General features: G+C 47.4%; 24 protein-coding genes, 1 pseudogene and 1 riboswitch. Of the genes and pseudogenes, 12 read left to right on the top strand and 13 right to left on the bottom strand.

Going from position 1 to position 20,643, the window contains the following annotated elements; all coding sequences use genetic code 11:
• Window positions 1-228 (top strand): annotated as a pseudogene (locus ACI39P_RS06515) (site-specific integrase); the annotation flags it as partial.
• An 85-nt stretch (window positions 229-313) separates the two neighbouring features.
• Window positions 314-619 (top strand): hypothetical protein, encoded by a 306-nt coding sequence (locus ACI39P_RS06510; RefSeq protein WP_002304425.1) that lies wholly within the window; start codon window positions 314-316, stop codon window positions 617-619.
• 485 nt (window positions 620-1,104) lie between these two features.
• Here ACI39P_RS06510 and ACI39P_RS06505 read toward each other — a convergent pair whose 3' ends face one another.
• Both ACI39P_RS06505 and thyA read right to left on the bottom strand, forming a co-directional pair.
• Window positions 1,105-1,596 carry a dihydrofolate reductase gene (locus tag ACI39P_RS06505; RefSeq protein ID WP_439719862.1) on the bottom strand — a complete coding sequence of 164 codons (492 nt, stop codon included), beginning with the start codon at window positions 1,594-1,596 and terminating at the stop codon, window positions 1,105-1,107.
• An 81-nt stretch (window positions 1,597-1,677) separates the two neighbouring features.
• Window positions 1,678-2,508, bottom strand: coding sequence for a thymidylate synthase (gene thyA / locus ACI39P_RS06500; RefSeq protein ID WP_439719861.1), 831 nt, complete (start codon window positions 2,506-2,508; stop codon window positions 1,678-1,680).
• 384 nt (window positions 2,509-2,892) lie between these two features.
• Between thyA and ACI39P_RS06495 the strand changes: the two genes are divergently transcribed.
• The 6 genes from ACI39P_RS06495 to ACI39P_RS06470 all read left to right on the top strand — a co-directional run bounded on the left by ACI39P_RS06495 (window position 2,893) and on the right by ACI39P_RS06470 (window position 8,407).
• Window positions 2,893-4,119, top strand: a complete 1,227-nt coding sequence (locus tag ACI39P_RS06495; protein ID WP_439719860.1) for an ABC transporter substrate-binding protein — start codon at window positions 2,893-2,895, stop codon at window positions 4,117-4,119.
• Between the two features lie 208 nt (window positions 4,120-4,327).
• Window positions 4,328-5,215: an ABC transporter permease subunit gene (locus tag ACI39P_RS06490; protein ID WP_439719859.1), complete on the top strand. Its 888-nt coding sequence runs from the start codon at window positions 4,328-4,330 to the stop codon at window positions 5,213-5,215.
• 15 nt (window positions 5,216-5,230) lie between these two features.
• A complete protein-coding gene (locus ACI39P_RS06485; RefSeq protein ID WP_439719858.1) occupies window positions 5,231-6,319 on the top strand; it encodes an ABC transporter permease subunit in 1,089 nt (362 codons plus the stop codon).
• Window positions 6,312-7,157: an ATP-binding cassette domain-containing protein gene (locus tag ACI39P_RS06480; RefSeq protein WP_439719857.1), complete on the top strand. Its 846-nt coding sequence runs from the start codon at window positions 6,312-6,314 to the stop codon at window positions 7,155-7,157. The genes ACI39P_RS06485 and ACI39P_RS06480 overlap by 8 nt, the downstream gene beginning before the upstream one ends.
• Window positions 7,150-7,863: an ATP-binding cassette domain-containing protein gene (locus tag ACI39P_RS06475; protein WP_439719856.1), complete on the top strand. Its 714-nt coding sequence runs from the start codon at window positions 7,150-7,152 to the stop codon at window positions 7,861-7,863. Before ACI39P_RS06480 ends, ACI39P_RS06475 begins: the two co-directional genes overlap by 8 nt.
• A gap of 283 nt (window positions 7,864-8,146) precedes the next feature.
• Window positions 8,147-8,407, top strand: coding sequence for a hypothetical protein (locus ACI39P_RS06470; protein ID WP_439719855.1), 261 nt, complete (start codon window positions 8,147-8,149; stop codon window positions 8,405-8,407).
• A gap of 30 nt (window positions 8,408-8,437) precedes the next feature.
• Here ACI39P_RS06470 and ACI39P_RS06465 read toward each other — a convergent pair whose 3' ends face one another.
• From ACI39P_RS06465 to ACI39P_RS06455, 3 genes are all read right to left on the bottom strand, one after another.
• Entirely contained in the window at window positions 8,438-9,796 is a 1,359-nt protein-coding gene (locus ACI39P_RS06465; protein WP_439719854.1) for an MATE family efflux transporter, read from the bottom strand.
• 131 nt (window positions 9,797-9,927) lie between these two features.
• Window positions 9,928-10,518, bottom strand: a complete 591-nt coding sequence (locus ACI39P_RS06460; RefSeq protein ID WP_439719853.1) for a LysE family transporter — start codon at window positions 10,516-10,518, stop codon at window positions 9,928-9,930.
• A 55-nt stretch (window positions 10,519-10,573) separates the two neighbouring features.
• On the bottom strand, window positions 10,574-11,284 hold the full coding sequence (locus ACI39P_RS06455; protein ID WP_439719852.1) for a redox-sensing transcriptional repressor Rex: 711 nt from the start codon (window positions 11,282-11,284) through the stop codon (window positions 10,574-10,576).
• Window positions 11,285-11,466: 182 nt separating this feature from the next.
• Between ACI39P_RS06455 and ACI39P_RS06450 the strand changes: the two genes are divergently transcribed.
• Complete coding sequence (locus ACI39P_RS06450; protein ID WP_439719851.1) at window positions 11,467-13,389, top strand: ATP-binding cassette domain-containing protein; 1,923 nt, start codon at window positions 11,467-11,469, stop codon at window positions 13,387-13,389.
• A 304-nt stretch (window positions 13,390-13,693) separates the two neighbouring features.
• On the opposite strand, the gene ACI39P_RS06445 is transcribed toward ACI39P_RS06450, so the two are convergent.
• Entirely contained in the window at window positions 13,694-14,314 is a 621-nt protein-coding gene (locus tag ACI39P_RS06445; RefSeq protein WP_439719850.1) for an NAD(P)H-dependent oxidoreductase, read from the bottom strand.
• 72 nt (window positions 14,315-14,386) lie between these two features.
• The gene (locus tag ACI39P_RS06440) at window positions 14,387-14,587 is read right to left on the bottom strand and encodes a DUF1858 domain-containing protein (protein ID WP_439719849.1); all 201 of its coding nucleotides are present in this window, start codon (window positions 14,585-14,587) and stop codon (window positions 14,387-14,389) included.
• A gap of 146 nt (window positions 14,588-14,733) precedes the next feature.
• Here ACI39P_RS06440 and ACI39P_RS06435 point away from each other — a divergent pair, with 146 nt between their 5' ends.
• On the top strand, window positions 14,734-15,516 hold the full coding sequence (locus ACI39P_RS06435) for an aldolase/citrate lyase family protein (RefSeq protein ID WP_439719848.1): 783 nt from the start codon (window positions 14,734-14,736) through the stop codon (window positions 15,514-15,516).
• A 99-nt stretch (window positions 15,517-15,615) separates the two neighbouring features.
• A complete protein-coding gene (locus ACI39P_RS06430) occupies window positions 15,616-15,936 on the top strand; it encodes a winged helix-turn-helix transcriptional regulator (RefSeq protein WP_439719847.1) in 321 nt (106 codons plus the stop codon).
• 36 nt (window positions 15,937-15,972) lie between these two features.
• On the opposite strand, the gene ACI39P_RS06425 is transcribed toward ACI39P_RS06430, so the two are convergent.
• The 6 genes from ACI39P_RS06425 to ACI39P_RS06400 all read right to left on the bottom strand — a co-directional run bounded on the left by ACI39P_RS06425 (window position 15,973) and on the right by ACI39P_RS06400 (window position 19,471).
• A complete protein-coding gene (locus ACI39P_RS06425) occupies window positions 15,973-16,374 on the bottom strand; it encodes a pyridoxamine 5'-phosphate oxidase family protein (RefSeq protein ID WP_439719846.1) in 402 nt (133 codons plus the stop codon).
• A 230-nt stretch (window positions 16,375-16,604) separates the two neighbouring features.
• Complete coding sequence (locus ACI39P_RS06420; RefSeq protein ID WP_439719845.1) at window positions 16,605-16,805, bottom strand: PF20097 family protein; 201 nt, start codon at window positions 16,803-16,805, stop codon at window positions 16,605-16,607.
• Window positions 16,806-16,820: 15 nt separating this feature from the next.
• The gene (locus tag ACI39P_RS06415; protein WP_439719844.1) at window positions 16,821-17,273 is read right to left on the bottom strand and encodes a hypothetical protein; all 453 of its coding nucleotides are present in this window, start codon (window positions 17,271-17,273) and stop codon (window positions 16,821-16,823) included.
• A 15-nt stretch (window positions 17,274-17,288) separates the two neighbouring features.
• A complete protein-coding gene (lepB, locus tag ACI39P_RS06410; RefSeq protein WP_439719843.1) occupies window positions 17,289-17,813 on the bottom strand; it encodes a signal peptidase I in 525 nt (174 codons plus the stop codon).
• 18 nt (window positions 17,814-17,831) lie between these two features.
• Complete coding sequence (locus tag ACI39P_RS06405) at window positions 17,832-18,755, bottom strand: SufD family Fe-S cluster assembly protein (protein ID WP_439719842.1); 924 nt, start codon at window positions 18,753-18,755, stop codon at window positions 17,832-17,834.
• The gene (locus ACI39P_RS06400; protein WP_439719841.1) at window positions 18,755-19,471 is read right to left on the bottom strand and encodes an ABC transporter ATP-binding protein; all 717 of its coding nucleotides are present in this window, start codon (window positions 19,469-19,471) and stop codon (window positions 18,755-18,757) included. Before ACI39P_RS06400 ends, ACI39P_RS06405 begins: the two co-directional genes overlap by 1 nt.
• Before the next feature lie 244 nt (window positions 19,472-19,715).
• Here ACI39P_RS06400 and ACI39P_RS06395 point away from each other — a divergent pair, with 244 nt between their 5' ends.
• Entirely contained in the window at window positions 19,716-20,294 is a 579-nt protein-coding gene (locus tag ACI39P_RS06395) for a hypothetical protein (protein WP_439719840.1), read from the top strand.
• An 80-nt stretch (window positions 20,295-20,374) separates the two neighbouring features.
• Window positions 20,375-20,488: riboswitch (THF riboswitch) on the top strand.
• Window positions 20,489-20,643 lie beyond the last annotated feature (155 nt).

The raw sequence follows: 20,643 nt of genomic DNA, 5'->3' as shown, positions 1-20,643 counted from the left end.
GCACAGGTCAAGATGGTAGCGGATGTTTACTCCCATATCATCGACGATGACCGCAGACTGAACGCTGAAAGAATGGAAGCTGCGTTCTACTCAGGCAGACAGGCAACGCCTGAGTCGGTTCAACCAGCCGCAACGGAAAGCTCCGCTGATGATAAAGAACTTCTTCTGAAGCTTCTGCAAAATCCGGAAATGGCAGCACTCCTGAAGTCGCTGGCAAAAACATTATAGTAACTGCAAGGGCAGATCCTTTTACATAGCTACAATAGCTGTAAAAGGGTCTGCCCTTATTTTTTTGTTATGGAGGTCAACGAGTATGGATAGAATCTTTATGGACGAGTATTACGAGCATCTGAGAGCTGACAATATCGAGGCATTTTCCAAGGAAAGGAACGACGAATATGTTGGCAGAGCTGAGGAATACAAAGCAGCAAAGTCGGCATTGCTTGAAGGATTGGGACTTGAGCATTTGTTTGACCATAGCCATGAACTGACTCCGAAAGAGAAAGAAATATGGATGCTGTTCGATAGGGTTGATGTAGCAGAGCTTCTGGCAAGGGATGCTTTTGCCAAGGGTGCTTATATGCTCGGCGCTGAGGATAGAGAGATTATGCTGAAATAAAAAAAGACCTGCTTCGGCGGGTCTAAATTACATAGAATCATTGAGTCTGAAAAAACCTTTGAAATTCTTAATAATGCTGGTTGAAAAATCTATTTTGAAATGATATATTAAACAGACTAAGATGGTGTCTAAAGACATCAGCGCCTCCGCACGAGAATGAATAGGATTTCCTATCATTTCGTATCACGAGAAGTTACATAGAGGAATTTGCTTGCACTTGCAACGTCCACCGAAAATCGAAAGCCTTGCTAATTTCGAGCCAATTGGACGGTGTAAAATCCCTATGAAAATGCTTATGAAGCGTAATACCAGATAGGATTTGAAACAGTGAAAAACCTTGTATTTCCAAGGATTTTCTTGCACTGTGTTGCACTTGGTTTCATCGTATCGGGTCTACTCCTAAGCGGTAGGCCGTGGGTTCGAATCCCGTCGGGGACATAAAAATCATACAAAAAGGAGGCATATATGCCTCCTTTTTGTATGTCTTATTTGATTTTTTTGTAAACATCAAAAGAAAATTGGATACCATTTTCCTCTTGTATTTTTCCCTTTTCCGCCAATTGCCAATCGGGGTTTTTATCCAGATCAGGAAATACCGTATCCGCAGGATAGGTATGATAAATTTTCGTGACATACGCCTTTTCGCACTGAGGCAAAAGCTGTGCATAAATACTGCCGCCACCGGCAACAAAAACCTGTTTTCCTGCGTAAGGTTCCAGCACCTTCGGCAGGTCTGCCAAATCGTGGCACAGCACAACGCCCTCGGCTTCATAAGCCCGATTGGTGGTCAGCACGATATTCACCCGATTGGGCAAAGGTTTGTGATTGGGGAAGGATTCCAGGGTCTTTCTGCCCATGACCAGTACATTCCCCGTAGTCTTGCTGCGAAAATACTTCATATCCGCCGAAATGCGCTGCAGCAGGTCTCCATCCTTGCCGATGCCCCATTTTTCATCCACTGCTACGATGATATCCATAAAATTTTCCTCCTATCCATACCGTTGGCAGGTTTGCTCTGCAAATCTGCTCATGACAAGCTGGCCATAAGCCGCAGCTTATCAGATGGCTACAGGCACTTTGCCCAAAGATTTATGATACTGATACTCCTCTACGATAAAATCATCCACAGTGAAATCATAGAAATCCTTCACTTCCGGATTCAGTCTCACCTTCGGCGCAGGCAGGGGTTCTCTTTCCAGCATCTGTTTCACCATATCGATATGTCTGTCATAAATATGCATATCAGAAATCACATGCACAAATTCTCCCGGCTCCAAACCGCTTACTTGGGCGAACATCATCAGCAGGGCAGAATACTGCACCACGTTCCAGTTATTTGCTGTCAGCGTATCCTGAGAACGCTGATTGAGGATGCCATTTAGTTTATTTCCTGTCACATTAAAAGTCATGCTGTAAGCACAAGGTTCCAACCCCATTTCCATCAGGTCTGCAAAGTTATAGATATTGGTCATGATCCGTCTGGAAGCAGGGGTATTTTTCAGCTGCCACAGCACGTTATCCACCTGGTCCATTTCCCCATGCTTAAATTTATACTTCACCCCCAGCTGATAACCATAGGCCTTGCCGATAGAGCCTGTTTCATCGGCCCAGGCATCCCAAATCTTACTGTTCAGGTCATTTACATTATTGGACTTTTTCTGCCAGATCCATAAAATCTCATCAATGGCGGCCTTCCAGTTGGTGTAACGCAGGGTCATCAAAGGAAATTCCTCCTGCAGGTTATAGCGATTCACCACACCAAAAGTCTTGATAGTATATGCAGGGGTACCATCTTCCCAAACGGGGCGTACCTTTTCATTTTCCGTAGAAAACCCACTCTCCAAGATCTGCTTGCAATTTGCTTTGAATATTTCATCCGCTCTGCTCAAATCCATTCCTCCTTCATCTCTGTATTCCCCTGACTTTTCCGAAAAATTCAGTAATTTGTCAATAATATATTTATTATACTCAAAATTCCCCTTTTTTGCTATCCCCATATTCATACAGGAAGATTGTATTCCCATGGAACCCTCTCCTTATCGGGCTGTTTTTGCTGTTCTTTTTTCGATACATGGGCCAAAATGCCAGTTTTCAGCCCCAAAAAGAGTTGTCCCCTTGTTGCGCCCTCCTTGATTTTATGGTATATTTTGGATAATGGCAAAAGCATCTGTTTTCCTCTTGCGGACACTCGCAATGAATACATAGCCACAAGGAAAAAGACACTTTTCCGGATGGATGCTTTCCGGAAATTCATTTATGGGAGGTTGTAAATTATGAAAAAATTTATTGCTCTGGCTCTGGCCTCTGTCATGACACTGTCCCTGGCAGCCTGCGGCGGCTCTGAAGCGCCCGCCAGCGATGTTGCCGGCACAGCCATCAGCGGCGACACCATCAAAATCGGCGTTTTCGAACCTACCACAGGTGAAAATGGCGGCGGCGGTATGCAGGAAGTTTTGGGGATCCGTTATGCCAACTCCATTGCCCCTACCGTTGATATCAACGGCACAACCTATAACATCGAACTGGTAGAAGTGGATAACCAGTCCGACAAAACAGCTGCTGTTACCGCAGCTCAGTCCCTGATTTCTTCCGGCGTTGTCGGCGTTCTGGGCTCCTATGGTTCCGGCGTTTCCATCGCAGCAGGCCAGACCTTCGCAGAAGCAGGCGTTCCCGCCATTGGCTGCTCCTGCACGAACCCTCAGGTAACCGCAGGCAACGATTTCTATTTCAGAACATGCTTCCTGGATCCTTTCCAGGGTACTGTAATGGCTTCCTATGCAGCTGTGGATCAGGGCTACCAAACAGCAGCCATCATCAGCCAGAACGGTGATGACTATTCCACAGGCTTGGCAGCATATTTCAAACAGGCCTTTGAATCCCTGGGCGGCACCATCGTTGCAGATGAAACCTATCAGACAAATGAATCCGATTTCAATGCCATCCTGACAACTGTAAAACAGTCCAATGCTGAAGTTGTATTCATCCCCTGCTCCATCGCAACAGCAACACTGATCCTGCCTCAGGCTCAGGCAAACGGCGTAACGGCGCAGATCATTGCCAGCGATACATGGGAAAATGAATCCATCGTTATGGCTGCGGGCGATGCGGCAGAAGGCGTTGTATTCTCCACATTCTTCGATGAAAACGATGAATCCACCCCTCTGGCAAAGGATTTCGTTAACGGCTTCAAGGCATATTTGAACGAAGACGCACAGCGCATCACACTGAACGGCGGCACAGACGGTGTTGCAGCAGTATCCGCTCTGGGCTATGATGCTTACATGGCAATGTATAACGCTCTGGCAGCTCTGGACGGCACAGAAGGCGACCTGACCAGCGTAAATGTTCGCGATGCTCTGGTAACTGTAAACTTTGACGGCGTAACAGGCAACATCACCTTCGATGAAAACGGCGACGCCAACAAAGACGCTGCTTACCTGAAAAAGGTAGAAGGCGGCAAATTCGTATTCGTAAAGAAACAGCTGGACGAAACAAAATAAGTTTTTTTCTCAGGGGATATCCCCACAACGTACAAAAAAAATTTTTGCGGCGGGATAGCAAATTCCGCCGCTTTTTCATTCACAGGCTTTCCAAAAGGAAAAGAAGAACCGTATGGTTTCGGATGGTTTATGGAGATTGCACCGCAGTCTTTATAAACCTTCCGAAATCGGCGTATCATCAATTTTTTACAATGTCAGGAGGTATCTTATGACAGCAACAGCATTCTTGCAATACTGCCTGACGGGCATTTCCATCGGCGGCATCTATGCCCTCATCGCCATTGGTTATACCATGGTTTACGGCATCCTGCGCCTGATCAACTTTGCCCACGGCGACATCTTCATGATGGCGGCCTATTTTATGATCTTCGCCATGGTAGACTTTGCTCTGCCCTGGTATCTGGCCATCATCATCGTTTTGGCTGCGACCATCATCCTTGGCGTAGTCATTGAAAAAGCAGCTTATAAACCTTTAAGAAGCGCGCCTCGTATGTCCATTATGATTTCTGCCATCGGCGTTTCCTACCTGCTGCAGAATCTGGCTACATACCTGTTCTCCGCCCTTCCCAAAGGCTATCCTTCCATCGGATTTCTGACCAAAACCATCACACTGGGCAGCATTTCCACTTCCGTGGTAACCTTCATCACCCCTATCCTGACACTGGTATTCGTATTCGGGCTGCTGCAGCTCATCAACCATACAAAAATCGGTATGGCCATGCGGGCAGTTTCCAAGGATTTCGAAACTTCTCAGCTGATGGGCATCAAAATCAACCGTGTCATCAGCTTTACCTTTGTCATCGGCTGTTTCCTGGCAGGGGTAGGCTCTATCCTGTATTTCACACCCCGCCCCTCTGTCTACCCTCTGGTAGGCTCTCTGCCCGGGCTGAAATGCTTCATCGCCGCAGTATTCGGCGGTATCGGTTCTATCCCCGGCGCCATGCTGGGCGGCTTTGTCATTGGCCTTTCCGAAACCTTTATCAAGGCGGCGGGCTATTCCGAATTCAGTGATGTATTCACATTCATCCTGCTGATCGTTGTGCTGCTGTTCAAGCCTACGGGTCTGTTCGGCGAAAAGATCACAGAAAAAGTGTAAGGGCAGGTGAGCGATATGACAGAACAGAAAAAACAGAAACTATCAATTCTCTTTTCCGTAATCGCCATTGTTGTTTTGGCAGCCGCTCTGGTGGGTGTCAATACATTCACCTCCCCTTCCTATATGCTGCGCACCGTGCTGCAGCTGGGTTCCATCTATGCCCTTGTGGCCATCTCCATGAACCTTCTGAATGGCTTCACCGGGCTGTTCTCCCTGGGGCAGGCAGGTTTTATGGCCTTGGGTGCCTATACCTTCGCCATCTTCACCATTCCTGTGAACCAGCGGGCAGGGGTTTATTATCTTTACGGCGTAGCGGATTGGCTTTCCCATCTCCAGCTGCCCATCGTTGCAGCCCTTATCCTTGCGGGTATCGTCTGCGCCATCATGGCGGCCCTCATCGGTGCCCCCGTGCTGCGGCTGAAAAGTGACTATTTCGCCATTGCCACCCTAGGCTTTGCGGAAATCGTCCGTATCATCGTGGGCAGCTCCCCCATGAACCGCATCACCAACGGGTCGCTGGGGCTGAAACTGATCCCCAAATTCCCTAATTTCTATTTTCCCTTTGTGGTTGTCGGCATCTGTATCTTCATCATTTGGCTGCTCATCAATTCTTCCTATGGCAGAGCCTTCAAAGCCATCCGGGAAGATGAGATCGCCGCAGAAGCCATGGGGATCAATCTGGCAAAGCATAAACAGATGTCCTTTATCATCAGCTCTTTCTTTGCCGGTATTGGCGGCGCGCTGATGGCCATGTATATGGGTGCCATCACATCCACCACATTCAACATCACGCTGACATACAATATCCTGCTGATCGTTGTCATCGGCGGCATGGGTTCCCTGACAGGCAGCGTCATTTCCTCTTTTCTGGTCATTGCCGCAAGGGAATGGTGGCTCCGCTTTCTGGATCAGCCCCTCTTTATCGCCGGGGTACAGATCCCCCTGTTCAAAACAGGCTTCCGTATGGTAGTATTCTCTATCATACTGATGATCGTGGTCCTGTTCTTCCGCAAGGGCATCATGGGCACCAGGGAATTCAGCTGGAATTTCATTCTGAAACGAATGGGCAAAAAAGAAACTGCAGGAGGTGACAGCAATGAATAAAACACCCGTACTTTCCGTAAAGGACGTAACCATGCAGTTTGGCGGTGTCGTTGCTGTCAACAACCTTTCTCTGGAGGTCTATGAAGGGGAGATCGTTTCCCTCATCGGCCCCAACGGCGCCGGCAAAACCACTGCCTTTAACGTCATCACCGGGGTATATGCCCCCACCAACGGCGCGGTGGATTTCCACGGCAAGGCCATCATTTCCAACTTCCCCAAGGGCAAAATGGCGAAGCTCTATGCCGGGGAAAACAGAGGAAAATATACCAAAACCCTGGAACCCACTCCTGATAAGATCACAAAGTTGGGCATTGCCCGCACCTTCCAGAATATCCGCCTGTTCAAGGAACTGACGGTTTTGGAAAACGTGCTGATCGCCAAGCACATGCGGATGAAAGGCAATATCTTTGCCGATACCTTCCGCCTGAACCACAAGGAAGAACGGCAGATGAAGGAGGATTCTCTGGAACTGCTGCGTATTCTGGACTTATATGATGTGAAGGACGAAATCGCCTCCGCTCTGCCCTATGGGAAACAAAGGCACCTGGAAATTGCCCGGGCATTGGCGACAGAGCCCTCTCTGCTGCTGCTGGATGAACCTGCCGCAGGGCTGAACCCTCAGGAAACAGATGAACTGACGGATTTCATCAAAAATATCCGTGACAAATTCCACCTGACCGTATTCATGATTGAACACCATATGAATCTGGTTATGGATATTTCCGACAGAATCTATGTGATCGATTTTGGGAAACAGATCGCCAGCGGCACCCCGGCGGAAATCCAGAATAACCAGCACGTAATCGACGCATATTTGGGGGTGGCTGATGATGAGTAATATTCTTGAGATTAAAAATCTAGTGGTTTCCTATGGCGGCATCGAAGCTGTCAAGGGCATTGATATCACCGTGCCGGAAGGGCAGATCGTGACCCTGATCGGCGCCAACGGCGCAGGCAAATCCACAACACTGAAATCCATCTCCGGTCTGGTAAAGCCCAAGCAGGCCTCCATCCTCTATCAAGGGCAGGAGATCGTCGGCAAAGCCCCCGACTATATCGTTTCCCAGGGCATCACACTGGTGCCGGAAGGCAGGCGGGTGTTCCCCAACCTGACAGTTCTGGAAAACCTGAAGATCGGCGCATATCTCAGAAAAGACAGCCTGAAAGAGGATTTAGAATATATCTATTCCCTCTTCCCCCGCCTGAAGGAAAGGGAATGGCAGATGGCAGGCACCCTTTCCGGCGGCGAACAGCAGATGCTGGCCGTAGGCCGTGCCCTCATGAGCAGACCCAAGGTCATCATGATGGATGAACCCTCCCTGGGGCTGGCTCCCCTGGTGGTAAAGGATATTTTCAAAATCATCCAGACCATCAACGCCCAGGGCATCACCGTTCTGCTGATCGAACAGAACGCCAATATGGCCCTGAAGGTGGCCCATAAGGCTTATGTCATTGAAACGGGCACCATCACCATGGAAGGCACCGGCGCAGAACTGCTGGCAAATGAAGAAATCAAGCAGGCTTATCTGGGGAAAACAAAATAAACAGGCTGATTTCTGCGTCCTAGGGGAACCTTCACAAAAAAATAGGATTCTCCGAAAAAAGCAAAGAAAAAGGACTTCTGACGAAGTCCTTTTTCTTTGTTCCAACGGCCTTTTATATGAGCCTTTGGGAAAATCCCGCATCTCTTTCACGGTTTCTGTTTTTCCCCTGCATACAATCTCCTTTTTTCAGCGGTTCTTTCAGGAATATTGCGTATTATACTTGACTTTCACATTTCCTGAAGCGTATAATTTCTTACATAAACGTATTAAAGGAGAATATTTTATGGAGTTGTGGTCTAATATCTTATGTTCTATCATCGATCAAAAAAACACCGAATGTCCATCCAAAAACTGGGACTTCAATCCGAAAGAAATCATTGAAACAGAATGCTACAAAGCATTAAAATCCATTCGGGATATTTTAGATGATATGACTCTGGATGATGCGGAATGCTATCACAAAATCGAAAAAATCATCTGTCTTTTTGAAGCAATGGGAAGCGATGGCTGCCCCAGACATGATTACAGCAAAGGAACACAGTAAAAAGAACTTCGGAAGAAGTTCTTTTTTTATTTACGCGATACTGCTGTGCTCCCATTTGTGCCCCTTATAACGGGCGATAAAAAATGCGGCGCGCACCACCCAGTCGATGGTCATTGCCACCCAAACGCCAAATACACCCAGCCCCATCTTTACGCCAATGATATAGCTGAAGCCGATACGGAACACCCACATGGAAACGATGGACAGCACCATACAATATTTCACATCGCTGGCAGCCCGGAGGGTATTCGCCAAAGTAAAGGCCTCCGGCCAGATGACAATGGCTATGAGCCCATGCCACCAAAGAATCTTTCGGGTATATTCCATGGCTTCGGGAGAGAGGTTATACAAATACATGACCGCAGGCAGCGCAGCCAAAATCACTGCCGTAAATACTAATGTCAGCACATGAACCAGCTTCACGATCTTGCGGGTATAAAATCTTGCCATATCATAATCCCCCGCACCCACACAGCGGGAACAAACGGTGATGACCGCCATCCCTACGCTCATGCCGGGCAAAACCTGAAAGGTCGCTAAAATATTGGAAACGGCATTGGCCGCGATGGACGCTGTACCGAAAGTTGCCACCATACTCAGCACCATGATTTTCCCCAGCTGAAACATGCCGTTTTCCAGGCCATTAGGCACGCCGATAAAGGCAATCTTTTTCAGCATTTCCCCATCCAGACGGAAGGAAAAGGGCTTCTCCAGATGCAGATGCAAAGAGGGGCTGCGCAGCAGCCATGTAATGCCGATGCCCGCAAACATACGGGAAGCCAATGTGGCTGTTGCCGCGCCGGCAACGCCCATTTTGAACCCAAAGATCAGGATGGCATTGCCGCAGACATTGATGGTATTCATAATCACAGAAAGATACATAGGCACCTTGGCATTGCCCTGGGTACGGAATACCGCCGCACCGGCGTTATACAGGGCAATAAAAGGGATAGAGGCTGTAACGATCATCAGATAGGTCTTTGCCGCCTCCATAACATTTTCTTCGATATCCCCAAAAACATTATGTAAAATCAGATTGCGTGTCAAATAAATCCCTGCCATAACAATGACAGAAGCCACAGCCGTAAATAAAATCAGCTGATTGACGGCCTTATTCGCCTTTTCCCGGTTATTCTGCCCGATATACTGCCCCGCAATGACTGCGCCCCCGGTAGCCATAGCCGCAAACAGATATATCAGCAGGATAAAGATGGTATCTACCAGAGAAACGCCAGAAACGGCATGTTCCCCCACATTGGCTACCATGATGGAATCGGACATGCCCACCAGAACCGCCAAAAACTGCTCAATGATCATCGGCACGATCAATCGTTTCAAGTCATGATTGGAAAAATAATACGATTTTTCCTCCATCTTCACTGCTTCCATACTCGTTCTCCTTTCTCTTCTTAAAGCTACAAAACATGATAGACCCGAAAAATGTAAAATGCAATCGGCATTTCAAAAGAAAAGAGAGTCCTTCTCCGACTCTCTTTTGTCAATTTTTATGTAATTGGATATTACAGAAACAAAGAAACTGCGCAATAGACCAGCAGCAACGCCATCACCACATTGAGAATCTTTTTATACTCCTCAAAAAATTTCTGGAACATGGAACCAAACAACAGCCAGCAGATATTGGAAAACAGCACCACAAACCAGTTAATGATAATCGTCAGGGCAAACATACCGAAGGAATGGTCATAAGGAAAGACGAAATTGGTGATCAGCGTCATCCCATAAAGCAGCCCTTTGGGATTGACAAACTGCAAAATCATCCCCACATGAAAGGCCGTGGTATCCAGATGCAGCCGGCTTTCCTTCTTTTCCTTAGGCTTATCCCGCCAGATCGTCCACGCCAGCCAAAGGATATACAAGGCGCCCACCGGCGTCATCACTTTTAAGATCACAGGAATATAGGCATAGATGAAAAAATTGCAGGCAATGGCACACAGTAAAATCAAAGCAAACCCCGTAGTCACCCCAAAACAGAATTTCAGGCTTTTTTTGAACCCAAAATTAGTACCGTTGGCCATACACATCAGGTTATTGGGCCCCGGCGTGATACAGGAAATGATAATATAGGAAAGAAATGCAAACCAATTGAGCATACAAGCCTCCTTATCTATAGAAAAAAAGCCACTTTTTCAAGTGGCTGATTTCTTCTTATTCTTCCTCGGTTTCTTTCAGTGGCTTCACTGGCAGACCATCCTTCAGCTGATGCTCATGCATATCTTCGCCGCTGTAATACATTTCGTTGATCTTGTAAAGCAATGTCATGAGGCTGTCTGTCAGGTGAACATTTTCCACCAGAACATCATCAGGAACCTGCAGATCCACATGGCTGAAATTCCACATGCCTTTGACACCCCATTTTGCCAGATCATTAGCAACCTTCACCGCCTGAGAACGGGGAAGAGTCAGGATGGCAACATCCACAGGGTTATTCTTTACATAGGCTTCCATCTGGTCGATATCATACACTTCCACGCCGCGGATCGTCATCCCGATCAGCCGGGGGTTGATATCGAATACGGCTTTGATCACAAACCCGCGTTTCTCAAAATTGGTATAATTTACCAACGCCTGACCGATATTGCCGCCGCCGATAACAATCATATTGTACAATCTATCCAAACCTAAAATCTTTTTGATTTCATTGTAGAGATATTCCACGTTATACCCATAGCCCTGCTGGCCAAAACCGCCGAAATTATTGAGATCCTGACGGATCTGAGAAGCGGTGATATTCATTTTTGCGCTGAGCTCTTTTGAGGAAATGCGAGTGATATCACTTTCCAGCAAGTCGCCCAAATAGCGATAGTATCTGGGTAATCTGTTGATTACTGCCGGGGAGATCTTTTTTTCGCTGTCCATAAATTCCAAATCCTCTCATCATAGAGTAGAACAAAAGAAAACGCAAATTCCATTTTCTTTCATTTTCAGATTAATTTAGTATAGCACTCCTGTTATTTTATTGTCAACAATAACTCTTTTAATCCAGCGGATTTTCTGTTATCATAAAAGCTGACAATGCACTGCAAACGGAGGTTGTATAAATGATACTTGCATGCAGACAATTACACAAAGCATACGGCATCGATGTGATCCTGGAAAAAATCACCTTCCACATCGAAGAGCAGGAAAAAGCCGCTATTGTCGGGGTAAACGGCGCTGGTAAGACCACCCTCTTCAAGGTGCTGACGGGAGAGATCGCTGCCGACGGCGGTGAATTTTATCTCAAAAAAGATGCATCTTTGGGCTATCTCGCCCAGAATATACAAATAGATAGCGACCGTACGATCTATGAAGAAATGCTATCGGTTTTTGAAAAAATTATTCAGACTGAAGCAAATCTTCGTGAATTAGAAAACGAAATGGGCCGCTTAAGCGGACAAGCCTTAGCAGACAAGATGGAGGAATATGCCGCTCTACAACATTATTTTGAGCAAAATGACGGCTATAGCTATCAAAGCCGGCTGAAGGGCGTGCTGAAGGGGCTGGGCTTTGCCGATAACGATTTTAACCGCCCCATGAATCAGCTTTCCGGCGGGCAAAAGACCCGTGTCCATCTGGCAAAGCTGCTGCTTTCCAAGCCCGATGTGCTGCTGTTGGACGAACCAACCAACCATCTGGATATCGCATCCATCGAATGGCTGGAAGATTTCCTGCGGACATACCCCGGTTCTGTCCTCATCATCTCCCATGACCGTTATTTTCTTGACCGTATCGTGACGAAGGTCATCGAAATCGAAAATAAAAAATCTACCGTCTATAACGGCAACTATTCCTTCTACTGGCAGCAAAAAGAGATCAACCGGGAAATCCAGCAGAAGGCTTATGATATGCAGCAAAAGGAAATCAAACATCAGGAGGATGTCATCCGCACCCTCCGCTCCTTCAACCGGGAAAAATCCATCAAGCGGGCAGAAAGCCGGGAAAAGGCTCTGGATAAAATGGAACGCATCGACAGACCCGATGCCCTGCCCGACCAGATGCGCCTGACCCTGACCCCTTTCCTCACCAGCGGCAATGATGTGCTCCATGCGGAGAATCTTTCCAAGTCCTACGGGGGGCAGAAGGTTTTCCAGAATGTGTCCTTTGATGTGAAAAGAAGCGATAAGGTTGCCATCATCGGGCCCAACGGCGTGGGCAAATCCACCCTGTTCCGGATGCTGTTGAAAGAGGTTTCCTCTGACAGCGGGCTCATCCGCTTCGGCACCAATGTATTCGTTGGTTATTATGACCAGGAACAAGCAAAATTAGACGAAACAAAGACGATTTTCGAAGAAATTTCCGATGCCTATCCCACCCTGACCCAAGGGCAGATTCGCAATATGCTGGCGGCCTTTGTTTTCACAGGGGATGATGTATTTAAGCCCATTTCCGCCCTTTCCGGCGGGGAAAAGGGGCGTGTTTCCCTGGCGAAGATCATGCTTTCCAAGGCAAATCTGCTGATGCTGGACGAACCGACCAACCATCTGGATATGTTTTCCAAAGAGGTGCTGGAAAGTGCATTGAACCGCTATGAGGGGACGGTCATCTATATTTCCCACGACCGTTATTTCATCAATAAAACCGCTGAGAAGATTCTGGAATTGACCCCCGATGGTGTCATTCTCTATAATGGCAATTATGATTATTATTTGGAGAAAAAGGCTGAACGGGCCCGCAACGAAGCGGAAAAGGCCCTGCAGAATCCCCAGAAAACGACTTCCGCCCCTGCCCAGCCTATGAGCGATACAAAGAACGACTGGCTGAAACAGAAAGAGCAGCAGGCAGCTGAGCGAAAGCTGGCGAATCAGATTGCTAAGCTGGAAAAGGAAATTGAGGAAACAGAAGCCGCTATTGCCAAGGCCGATGAGGATATGGCTGCCTGCGGTACCGATTACAGCAAGGCCAACGAAATCTTTGCAGAAAAGACCAAGCTGGAGGAAAAACTGGAAGAACTGTATGAACAGTGGGAAGAACTGAATATGTAAAAACACCCACCGTTGACACTGTCAAAGGCAGGTGTTATAATCAAGTTAAGAAGGATTGCCGTTTCTCGCAAAGCGGTCAGTCCAAATGAGTTGAAAAGACCGTCTAACTTCGCAGGTTAGACGGTCGCTTTTTTATTTCCGCTTGCCTTGCAACAAGGAAATCACACCTATCATTACCAAACAAAAGGGAAACAACCCTTCGTATGTAACCATAAGCGTCACCTCCTTTCAAAGGAAGTGACCAACCGCCAAACGGCAATTCCACTTTATAGTATCATATCTGACTCTATTCGACAACTCTTTCTCACCGAATGAAATTTGTTTTGATCTTTTCTTCCTGCTCCGGCAGAGCCACACCGGCGTTCTTGCCTGCCTCGATACATTTCAGGAGCCAAGCCATATTTCTGCCGATGGCACGCATATTCTGCATCCCTTCCAAATCCTGCTTTACTTCTTCCGGTGTATTGCCATGAACCTGATTCCAGTAGGTGCCGGAAACGATAGGCATATTGCTGATGGTAAAATATTTATTCAGCTGGTCGAAGGTAGCGGATGCACCGCCTCTGCGGCAGGAAACCACAGCTGCCCCCAGCTTATTGGCGAAACCGCCATTGGACATTACGAACAGCCGATCGAAGGCAGAGGATGCCTGCCCTGCTGCGGAAGCATAGTGTACAGGCGCACCAAGGATGATGCCATCTGCCTCCAATGCCTTCGGCAGGATTTTATTCACCACATCATCCTGCACGCATTTGCCGTTTTTCTTACAGTAGCCGCAGCCCAGGCAGCCGCCGATGGGCTTATTGCCCAGATAGAACATTTCTGTTTCGATGCCCTCTGTCCGCAGGGTCTTTTCGACCTCCTTCAGGGCAGTATAAGTGCAGCCATGTCCATTGGGGCTGCCGTTGATCAAAAGTACCTTCATTTTTTCTCCCCCTGTCTCTCTTTTTCTCTTATGAAAAGGACGGCACAAAGTGCCGTCATCAGTTTCTTTTCCTTATTTAGATTCCAGATATGCGTTGATTTCTGTTACCAGCTTATCGCAGTTCATACCATGAACCAGAGATGCTTCTTCCAGTGTTTCACCTGCGGCGGAAGGGCAGCCTACACAATGCATTCCGTTCTGCATCAAAATCATACCTGCGCCTCTGTCCATCATCAGCAGTTCGCCAATTGTCATATCCTTTGTTACTTTCACGGAAAATTCCTCCTTTTATTTATATTAAAATCATTTTTGATGATATTATACCAAAACAGAATGAATTTTACAACTAGATTGGCATTTCTCCGCAAAGGATGCTATACTGAACACAAACAGCTTGACTGACAAAAGGAGATGACCCCATGAAAAATATATTAAAAGAAAAACTGGCAAAAGGCACAAAACCTATCGGCACCTTCTTTGAGCTGGGCAGCCCCAGCGTTGTGGAAGCCCTTGGCAGAACTGGTCTGGATTTCATCATTTTAGATAACGAACACGGCCCCTTTGAAGCAGAAAGCAGCCGTGATTTTGCCCGGGCGGCAGAAAATGTGGGGCTGACGGCCCTGGCCCGTGTCCGCGAAGTGAGCCGCCCCGCCGTTTTAAAGCTGCTGGATGTAGGCATACAGGGGCTCATCGTGCCCGATGTGCATACGGTGGATCAGGTACAGCAAATCGTAGCATACGCAAAATATTTTCCCGTAGGCAAACGGGGCTTCTGCCCTTCCCGCAAGGATGGCTGGGGCTTTGATACAATGGCACAGCAGTCCGTTCCAGAGCAGATGGCCTACTGGAATGAACAGACCCTTGTTATCCCTCAGTGTGAGACTGTGGGCGCTTTGGAACAGATCGAGGAGATTGCCGCTCTGGAAGGTGTGGACGGCATTTTTATCGGCCCCTTCGACCTTTCCATTTCCATGGGGATTCCCGGCCAATTTGACCATCCCGATTTTCTCGCCGCGTTGGAACGGGTGCAGAAGGCCTGCAAAGATGCCGGAAAATTCTGCATGATTTTCGCCGGCAGCCCCGCCGCCGTGGCAGAACGTTTCCGGCAGGGCTACGATGCTGTGGCCTATAGCCTAGATGCCACAGTGCTTGCCAAAGCCTTTCAGACAGATGTGGCTGAAATCAAAAAACAGCTCTGCTGACGTCAAAAAAATACTTTTGCTTGCGATTTCATCCACTGAATAGTATACTATGATCTATACAGCCAAAAAGATACTATTGCTTGGAAAAGAGGTGCATCTATGTCTAAACTTCTGCCCGCCTGTCCTGTGGAAACCACATTGCAGCTCATCGGCAATAAATGGAAGGTCCTTATCCTGCGAGATTTGATGGAAGGTACAAAACGCTTTAACGAACTGATGCGCTCTGTCACCGGCATCACCCAGAAGGTGCTGACTGCAAACCTGCGGGCCATGGAAAATGATGGACTTTTGACCCGGAAAGTCTATCCCGAAGTGCCGCCACGGGTGGAATACAGCCTGACGGAAACAGGCGAGAGCCTACGGCCTATTCTTATGGCTATGTCCACATGGGGCATGGCCTATAAAGAAACCCATATTTGATATGAAAAACAGCCGTGTGTACACACGGCTGTTTTTTCAGCAGGAATAGATTTTAGGCGGTTCTCCGGAAAAATCTGCGATGACCGCTTCGGCATCTGCCAAATAGAACACTTCAAAAATAGGGTTATCCGCCGTCTGGTATTGTCCCTTCACGATGGGGTTTGCCAGACAGCCCTCCTTCACTTCCATGTTGTTTTCAAAAACGGCTCTGCCATGCAGGCGAATCCATGCATAGCTGGGGCTGGATACAGAGAGTTCTACATAGGGATTTTCCTGCATATCCTTATAGACCTCCTTCTGATTGTTGGTACAAAACCAAAGCTTTCCGTCCTTTTCCATGGAAAACATAAAGGGGCGGCATTTTGCCTTTCCGTCTCTGCCTACCGTCGCTAAATACTGCACAGGATTTTCCTGCAAAAATGTTACTACTTCCTTCATTTGAAACACTTCCTTTCTTGTTTGTACTTATCATATTCCCTTTTGTTTGAAAGAAAAAGTACGCACTTTTTTGTGCCATAGTTACCAAAAGGATACCCATGGACGGTTTCCGAAAGGAAACCTTTTGGAGATTACCGCATTTTTCGGCAATTTCCTTTTTTCAAATTTTCTGCACAAAAAAACAGACTGTATGCTATTTTTCCGCATCAGTCTGTTTCCATTTTTATCAATTACAGTTCAGGAATATCCAAAACCAGCTTTCTGCAATAAGGACACAGCCAGCCTTCCATCTTGGCGCCGCCCATATAGCTTTTCGCCAGCAGGTATTCCTGCTTTTTGCCTGTTTCCCCGTCCACTGCTTTCCACTGGATATATCTGCCGGAGGTCAGTGTGCCTTCGGACATTTCATTGCCGCAAAAAGGACATTTCATATTTCGTTCCTCCTTTTATTCTTTTGTGCCTTCCGGGTAAAGCACCGCATCTTCTGTTGCTTCGCCAATGGTTCTATAGATGCTTTCCTTTGGCAGGAGCCCCGCAATGCAAACTTCTGTTTCTGTCACTTTTCCATCTTCCAGATAAATCACGAAATATTCTGTTTCCGCATCCGCCTTTGTGCCAAAAAGCCCCTGGGGAATGCCTACAGGATAATTCAGAAACGCTTCTGTTTCTTCTTCCGGTTCGCCCAAAAGTTCTTTGACTTCTTCTGTGGTCATGCCCACAAACTGGGTACGGTCTCTCAGGTTCTGCAAAACTTTCTGCCGGTCATTCCCTACGGAATTTACCCATTTTTCTGTAGTGAAATTCGTATGATTATCATGGTAGCGCCCGCCGACGAATACCACAATGGCCAATATCACCAGAACCGCAGCGATGACTTTATCTCTTGCTTTCAATTCCATGTCGAATCCCTCCTGTCAGGAAATCCATTTGAAGCCTTTATAATACCGTAATACCACTTTCCCGAGAATTGCATCCTCTTCTACGAATTTATTTTCCCAAAAACGGGAATCCAGCGAATGATTGCGGTTATCCCCCATCATAAAATAGCAGCCTTCCGGCACCAGATAAGGGCCAAAATCCCCTTGGGTAATCTCTGCGATATAATCCTCCTCCAAGGCTTCCCCATTGACAAAAACCTTACCGCCTTCTACCCAAACCGTATCCCCCGGCTCGCCGATGATACGTTTTACATAAAGGGTCTTGCCGGTAGGGTCATCGGGGTAATGGAATACGGTGATATCGCCCCGCTGGGGTTCCTCAAACCAATAGGAGGTTCTCAGGGCAAGGATACGATCCCCCGCCATGATGGTATTTTCCATGGAGCCTGTGGGCACTTCCGCATTGACGATGAGGAAGGAGTTGACCGCCCCCGCCAGAATCGCCGCCAAAAGGATGGTCTTGACCCAGCTGATGACCTCTTTTTTCACTGTACTGCTCATCCGCCCATCTCCTTTGGCTTATTTCAGGAAGCCGTTGATGATCTGCGCTTCCGCTTCTTTTTCAGTCAGCCCCAGTGTCATCAGCTTAATCAGCTGATCGCCGGCGATCTTGCCGATGGCCGCTTCGTGGATCAGAGAAGCATCCACATGATTGGCTGTGATTTCAGGCTCTGCCGCTACAACGCCGTTATCCATGATGATAGCGTCACATTCAGAATGGCCATAGCATTCCGCGTTGCCGTTGATTTTGGAACGGAACAGCTGTCTGGAATGATCTCTGGCTACGGAACGGGAGATCAGCTTTGCGCTGGAGCCTGTGCCGTCCAGCTCCACATCGAAGGAGGTTTCCGCATACTGTTCCCCGTGGGTCATGATCTTTTCTTTGATGACGATGGTGGCACCATCCTTCAGCTTCGCACTGGAAATACGCTTTGTGGAGTCGACCCCCTTCAGCTGTACAGTATCCATCTCAATATAAGCGTTTTCTTCCGCTTCGACATGCGTCTGGGGGTTGATGATGCGTTTGCCGTTGCCGTCGCCTTCCCCAATGTGTTTTTCGATATATGTGATCTTTGCGTTTTTGCCGACAAAGAAACGATGGATGCCTTCGTGGACAGAATCATCACAGCCGCAGTTATGGATACCGCAGCCGGCAATGATTTCAATTTCAGCACCTTCGCCAATGTGAAAATCATTGTATACCACTTCTTTCACACCATCCTGTGTGATCAAAGCGGGAATGTGTACATTTTCATTTTTTGTAAAGGGTTTTACATAAATATCCAGCCCTGTACCATTTTCCTTGGGTACGATATCGATATTTTCTGTAGAATGTCTGCCTTCGCTCTTGCCGTTGTTACGGATGTTGAAGGCACCCATTGTAGGAATATCCATCATACCGGAAACTTCCTGAAGAAGGTTTTTTACAATATCATTCAGCATTATTCCTTACCTCCCATAAAATATCTGCAGCCTGTTTCCATGCCAAAAAGACCGGGCAGGACTTCTTCCTTTGTGCCGATCTGTTTTACTTCGCCGCCGCTCAGCAGCACCACCTGGTCAGCGATATCCAAGATTCTTTCCTGATGGGAAATGATCATGATGGAGCCCTGAATCTCTTCGTGCATCTTTTCGAATACATTGATCAGGTTCTGGAAGCTCCACAGGTCGATACCGGCTTCGGGTTCATCGAACAAAGTCAGCTTTGTTTTTCTTGCCATAACCGTAGCGATCTCGATACGCTTCAGTTCGCCGCCGGAAAGGCTGCCGTTTACCTCACGGTCGATATAATCCTTGGCGCACATGCCCACCTCCGCCAGATACTGACAAGCGTCTGCTGTGCTCAGTTCCTGCCCGCTGGCAAGGGTGATCAGGTCTTTGACTGTTACGCCTTTGAAGCGTACAGGCTGCTGGAAGGCAAAGCTGATGCCTGCATTGGCCCGCTCTGTGATGCCTAGCCCTGTGATATCCTGCCCATCCAGAAGGATCTGCCCGCTGTCGGGGGTGATGATACCGGCAATGATCTTTGCCAGTGTGGATTTCCCGCTGCCGTTGGGGCCTGTGATGACGATGAATTTGGCGTCATCAATGGTCAGGTTGATATTCTTGAGAATCTCTTTTCCTTCTGCGGAAAAACAGATATTCTTCAGTTCCAGCATATTATGATTCCTCCTATTTATGAAACATTTCGTTTCGAAATTATTTCTCTCTCTCAAAACGTTCCGAACAAAAGCCCTAAAACGCTACCCTAAATTATAACAACGATTGCTATAAACTGTCAATGTTTTTACCGATTCCTTCCTGATTTCTCAAGGAAAAGAAAGGCTTTCCCTTGAAAGGATTTCACCAATATGGTAAAGTTATGAGAGATTTTCAAATTTTTTGAGAAAGGAGAAAAACACTATGCTTGGTTTCCATGCTGACGGCATCCGGCTGTTCGGCGCATCCGATACCTTGGTGGCGGCGCTGAAAAAGCACAAACTGCCCCTCATCAAAACATCTACAACGAATACCCTAGTTTTTGCGGTCAATACTGCAGAAGTGCTGACAAAAAAACTCTATCTGCCTTCCTTCCTGGCCCCCCAGGCTCCCTGGTTCTCCTGCTATATCGGCGATGCAGAACGCCCTGCGGAATATTCTCTGCACTTTGCCACAGAAGATGATCTGGTAGATTTCATCCGTGCTATGTATTACTGCTCTCAGGGCTTCCTGCATCTGGATTTCGACCTGGCAGAGCTGGTGCATAAGCTGAATCCCGGTCCCGAATATACCATCCGTTCCTTTGAGGAAAAGGATTTTCATAAAATTGGCGAAGGCGCCTTTGCGGCCTGCTTCTGCTTTCTGGAAGGGGGCTTTATGGAAAGCGACCGCCTTTTTGGCAAGCTGACAAAGGAATACGGCGTAGGTGCGGATAAAATCCTCTTAGCAGGCTCTTTCGATTCCAAATATCAATTCCTGCGTACCTTTATTCCCCAAAAATAAAAATTTCTCTTTACGAATCGACAAAACGATAAAACAATGTTAGAATCATTGTGCAGGAGCAATCCGCTCCTGTGCAAATACACAGAGTAGGGCTTTGTGCGTTAAGTGTCTTGTGGACGGGGAGTTGCCACAGGAACGAAAAGCCGATGCCGTTTTGGCATCTGCTTGCGGTGCAGAACCCGCATCCCGCTGTTTCATAATGAAGAAGAACTTACCTCTTTGTTATCCTTACAGCCAAACCTGTTTCGTACAGGCGTATTTGCGTTGTCATTGATAATAGAGGGGTTTTTGTTTTGCAAAAATGCCCTCCCGTTTCCATGGGCAGTGTCATTGGGGAATCTTTTCGTAA

The sequence above is a fragment of the Anaerotignum sp. genome (genome assembly GCF_051877975.1).
Lineage (GTDB): Bacteria > Bacillota > Clostridia > Lachnospirales > Anaerotignaceae > Anaerotignum_A.
Note: the sequence above shows the minus strand (reverse complement) of the source record. Positions and strands in the feature narration are given on the sequence as shown.

What these genes read in the sequence shown, in the direction of transcription:
- ACI39P_RS06510 (WP_002304425.1), top strand. Translation starts at nt 314, where the DNA reads ATGGATAGAATCTTTATGGACGAGTATTACGAGCATCTGAGAGCTGAC.
- lepB (WP_439719843.1), bottom strand. Translation starts at nt 17,813, where the DNA reads ATGAGCAGTACAGTGAAAAAAGAGGTCATCAGCTGGGTCAAGACCATC.
- ACI39P_RS06465 (WP_439719854.1), bottom strand. Translation starts at nt 9,796, where the DNA reads ATGGAAGCAGTGAAGATGGAGGAAAAATCGTATTATTTTTCCAATCAT.
- ACI39P_RS06425 (WP_439719846.1), bottom strand. Translation starts at nt 16,374, where the DNA reads ATGAAGGAAGTAGTAACATTTTTGCAGGAAAATCCTGTGCAGTATTTA.
- ACI39P_RS06470 (WP_439719855.1), top strand. Translation starts at nt 8,147, where the DNA reads ATGGAGTTGTGGTCTAATATCTTATGTTCTATCATCGATCAAAAAAAC.
- ACI39P_RS06415 (WP_439719844.1), bottom strand. Translation starts at nt 17,273, where the DNA reads ATGGAATTGAAAGCAAGAGATAAAGTCATCGCTGCGGTTCTGGTGATA.
- ACI39P_RS06480 (WP_439719857.1), top strand. Translation starts at nt 6,312, where the DNA reads ATGAATAAAACACCCGTACTTTCCGTAAAGGACGTAACCATGCAGTTT.
- ACI39P_RS06405 (WP_439719842.1), bottom strand. Translation starts at nt 18,755, where the DNA reads ATGCTGAATGATATTGTAAAAAACCTTCTTCAGGAAGTTTCCGGTATG.
- ACI39P_RS06460 (WP_439719853.1), bottom strand. Translation starts at nt 10,518, where the DNA reads ATGCTCAATTGGTTTGCATTTCTTTCCTATATTATCATTTCCTGTATC.
- ACI39P_RS06395 (WP_439719840.1), top strand. Translation starts at nt 19,716, where the DNA reads ATGCTTGGTTTCCATGCTGACGGCATCCGGCTGTTCGGCGCATCCGAT.
- ACI39P_RS06420 (WP_439719845.1), bottom strand. Translation starts at nt 16,805, where the DNA reads ATGAAATGTCCTTTTTGCGGCAATGAAATGTCCGAAGGCACACTGACC.
- ACI39P_RS06485 (WP_439719858.1), top strand. Translation starts at nt 5,231, where the DNA reads ATGACAGAACAGAAAAAACAGAAACTATCAATTCTCTTTTCCGTAATC.
- ACI39P_RS06445 (WP_439719850.1), bottom strand. Translation starts at nt 14,314, where the DNA reads ATGAAGGTACTTTTGATCAACGGCAGCCCCAATGGACATGGCTGCACT.
- ACI39P_RS06490 (WP_439719859.1), top strand. Translation starts at nt 4,328, where the DNA reads ATGACAGCAACAGCATTCTTGCAATACTGCCTGACGGGCATTTCCATC.
- ACI39P_RS06450 (WP_439719851.1), top strand. Translation starts at nt 11,467, where the DNA reads ATGATACTTGCATGCAGACAATTACACAAAGCATACGGCATCGATGTG.
- ACI39P_RS06435 (WP_439719848.1), top strand. Translation starts at nt 14,734, where the DNA reads ATGAAAAATATATTAAAAGAAAAACTGGCAAAAGGCACAAAACCTATC.
- ACI39P_RS06400 (WP_439719841.1), bottom strand. Translation starts at nt 19,471, where the DNA reads ATGCTGGAACTGAAGAATATCTGTTTTTCCGCAGAAGGAAAAGAGATT.
- ACI39P_RS06430 (WP_439719847.1), top strand. Translation starts at nt 15,616, where the DNA reads ATGTCTAAACTTCTGCCCGCCTGTCCTGTGGAAACCACATTGCAGCTC.
- ACI39P_RS06455 (WP_439719852.1), bottom strand. Translation starts at nt 11,284, where the DNA reads ATGGACAGCGAAAAAAAGATCTCCCCGGCAGTAATCAACAGATTACCC.
- ACI39P_RS06475 (WP_439719856.1), top strand. Translation starts at nt 7,150, where the DNA reads ATGAGTAATATTCTTGAGATTAAAAATCTAGTGGTTTCCTATGGCGGC.
- ACI39P_RS06505 (WP_439719862.1), bottom strand. Translation starts at nt 1,596, where the DNA reads ATGGATATCATCGTAGCAGTGGATGAAAAATGGGGCATCGGCAAGGAT.
- ACI39P_RS06495 (WP_439719860.1), top strand. Translation starts at nt 2,893, where the DNA reads ATGAAAAAATTTATTGCTCTGGCTCTGGCCTCTGTCATGACACTGTCC.